Genomic DNA, 2,535 nt, shown 5'->3' with positions numbered 1-2,535 from the left:
GTCTTTGACTCAGGGATAGAGGGCGTTGTAGTTCGTCCAGTTAGGATAACTCCTAATCAAGCTAAAAATTAGTCGATGTTATATTTGACTATATTTTTAGTAACTATTAAAGCAATAGTTAAGAATAAATTTAAGCTAAACTAGAGAAAGTTAAGAAGACTAAATTTTTTTTAATATTTGTAACAATTTATTTTTAAGACAAAAAAGATACAATTTATGAAATAAGATTCGGTTCTTCGTTTTTTTTAGCAATGGGATTAGAAGAAAATTCCCAATCTCCTTGAGTTAGACTACTTCACTTAAAATATAAACAATTATTGATGGAAAGAATTTCTGTATTAGGGTTAGATATTGGTTTAAGAAGAGTAGGAGTCGCTGGTTGTGACGGTTTAGGTTTATTAGCTACTGAATTAACTACGATTATTCGCTCTTCTTTTAAAGATGATGTGGAAGCATTCCGTAAAATCGTTATGGAAAGAGAAGCCTACCGCTTAATTGTGGGAATGCCCTACACTATTAATGGAGAAATCGGTTTTCAGGCAAAACAAGTCATTAAATACGCTAAAAGATTAAGTAAAGCCTTAGAGTTACCCTTAGAATTTATGGATGAAAGACTTACTTCTATGGAAGCAGAAGAACAACTTCGAGAGAGCAAAAAATTTTCTCAATATAATAAAGGTTTAATTGATAAACGTGCCGCTGCTATTATTTTACAACAATGGTTAGATCTGCGTAGTGATAAAGTGCTTAAATCAAAAGAATCCTAAAACAAAAAAACCACTGAAATAGGCTTTATAAATACCATCTCAGTGTTGATTTTATATTATACATTTTTCAATGTTGATTTAGTTAGATCTGATTGATACCACAGGTTAGAGGGCAAGAAGCATATACAGAAGTTTGTTTCATGGTTTCTTTGTCATGTAACCATCCTAACCATTGTACTTCATCAGGTCGAATTCCTTTAATAGTTAAAAATATAGAACTTAATAAAATTATTATAGTAGTTATACCTAAGATACTACCCGACACTAATAATATAGCACTTGTGGGAAGAATCGATTGTAAAACCACTGCGGCTAACACCCCTACCGTCATCATAATGACAACCAAAGGAAAACCCACTACCAAAAAGCATACGGTTAAAGTGAATGTCCAAATAAGAAAACTTTTTGACATACCGAACAAATAACTATTATGCCAACTGTTTTGATTAGATACTTGCATTGGTTTTGATACTCCCTAAAGATAAATATTAACGACAACAAATTCGACAATTCACTCTTTCAAATCCAAAGATAGTGATAAGTGATTCTTCTTTCATCGAATAAAGTCTTACAAAGATAAAATTTTGCTTACTATTATTCTTTTTCAGAAGCTCTTACGATGTGCCTCACCGCTTTATATAAAGTTTTTGTAAACTTCAGTAAAAACAACTAACGACTGTGTTTCTATATCATCAGTATAAAGAAGATAAAACGGAATTGAGGGATTTTGTAATATTTCTTTACTTTTAATTAGTAAAAATTGTGCTAGAAAATCATCAGTAAGGCTTAAAATGACTGATTTTCAGTGTTATTTTCGATATGATTTGAGATTCTGTTACATTTCTTTATATACTCTTATTTTTTTCTCATTTTTGGCTATTAATAATTAATTCTTCACAAGCACCAATACTTACCCAACTACTAACTCCATCCTCAAAATATTCTTTTTTCCAGATAGGGGCGTTATGTTTTAAGGTATCAATGGCATACTGACAAGCACAAAAAGCCTCTCCACGATGAGGACAACCTACGGCAACTAAGACGCTAATATCTCCTATAATTAATTTACCGATACGATGATGAATAATAATACTATTGGTATCTTGCCATTTTTCTTTGATTTGATGGCTTATTTGTTGAAAAATATTGATCGCCATTGGCTCGTAAGCCTGATATTCTAAATATCTAACCGGTTTTCCTTCCGTTTGATTTCTGACAGTGCCACTCATTATGACAATCGCACCATTAGAAGCATGATCTGCTAACTGATAAACTTCAGCAATGGAAATGGGGGCAAAAGTAATCGCAAAATTAGTAAAACAAGTCATTTTTTTTCCCAACGGACAACATACCATTGTAAATAATTATCGTCATCGGTGTTAAACTCACAGTAATTGTGTAACAAATATTGAGCTTGTTCTTGTCTGGTGTTAAATTTAGCTATATCACTGGGTAAATCTGACTGACTTGTTGCTAAAATTACTTCTATTTTCTTCAACAACTCGGATTCTGTTAATAATTCTTCTGGTTGATTGGTTTCTAACACTACATAACCATCTTCTTGATACATGATTGAGTTAGCCATAAGTAATGAGTAATGAGGAATGAGGAATTAATTATTGTTAATATTGAATAGATTAAGTACTCGTGCAAAATAGATTGTGAATTTTTAAATTAATTAAAATAACATATAATCCTTGTTGCCTATTGCTTATTATTTTCTGTCTTTCATAAAGTAAACATACAATTAATTTTGCCTACTTACTTA

General features: G+C 31.2%; 4 protein-coding genes. 1 reads left to right on the top strand and 3 read right to left on the bottom strand.

What is annotated here, in order from left to right; genetic code table 11:
* Positions 1-320: 320 nt before the first annotated feature.
* Positions 321-767 (top strand): Holliday junction resolvase RuvX, encoded by a 447-nt coding sequence (ruvX, locus tag FWJ34_RS19140; RefSeq protein ID WP_308256919.1) that lies wholly within the window; start codon positions 321-323, stop codon positions 765-767.
* An 82-nt stretch (positions 768-849) separates the two neighbouring features.
* Here the strand turns inward: ruvX and FWJ34_RS19135 are convergent, their stop codons facing one another.
* From FWJ34_RS19135 to FWJ34_RS19125, 3 genes are all read right to left on the bottom strand, one after another.
* Positions 850-1,227: a hypothetical protein gene (locus tag FWJ34_RS19135; RefSeq protein WP_308256918.1), complete on the bottom strand. Its 378-nt coding sequence runs from the start codon at positions 1,225-1,227 to the stop codon at positions 850-852.
* 406 nt (positions 1,228-1,633) lie between these two features.
* On the bottom strand, positions 1,634-2,095 hold the full coding sequence (locus FWJ34_RS19130) for a molybdenum cofactor biosynthesis protein MoaE (RefSeq protein ID WP_308256917.1): 462 nt from the start codon (positions 2,093-2,095) through the stop codon (positions 1,634-1,636).
* Complete coding sequence (locus FWJ34_RS19125; RefSeq protein ID WP_308256916.1) at positions 2,092-2,352, bottom strand: chlororespiratory reduction protein 7; 261 nt, start codon at positions 2,350-2,352, stop codon at positions 2,092-2,094. Before FWJ34_RS19125 ends, FWJ34_RS19130 begins: the two co-directional genes overlap by 4 nt.
* Positions 2,353-2,535 lie beyond the last annotated feature (183 nt).

Origin of the sequence: Geminocystis sp. GBBB08, from assembly GCF_016743215.1 — a bacterium.
In the GTDB taxonomy this organism is placed as follows: domain Bacteria; phylum Cyanobacteriota; class Cyanobacteriia; order Cyanobacteriales; family Cyanobacteriaceae; genus Geminocystis.
This window is presented reverse-complemented; position numbering and strand designations above follow the sequence as displayed.

What these genes read in the sequence shown, in the direction of transcription:
- FWJ34_RS19130 (WP_308256917.1), bottom strand. Translation starts at nt 2,095, where the DNA reads ATGACTTGTTTTACTAATTTTGCGATTACTTTTGCCCCCATTTCCATT.
- ruvX (WP_308256919.1), top strand. Translation starts at nt 321, where the DNA reads ATGGAAAGAATTTCTGTATTAGGGTTAGATATTGGTTTAAGAAGAGTA.
- FWJ34_RS19135 (WP_308256918.1), bottom strand. Translation starts at nt 1,227, where the DNA reads ATGCAAGTATCTAATCAAAACAGTTGGCATAATAGTTATTTGTTCGGT.
- FWJ34_RS19125 (WP_308256916.1), bottom strand. Translation starts at nt 2,352, where the DNA reads ATGGCTAACTCAATCATGTATCAAGAAGATGGTTATGTAGTGTTAGAA.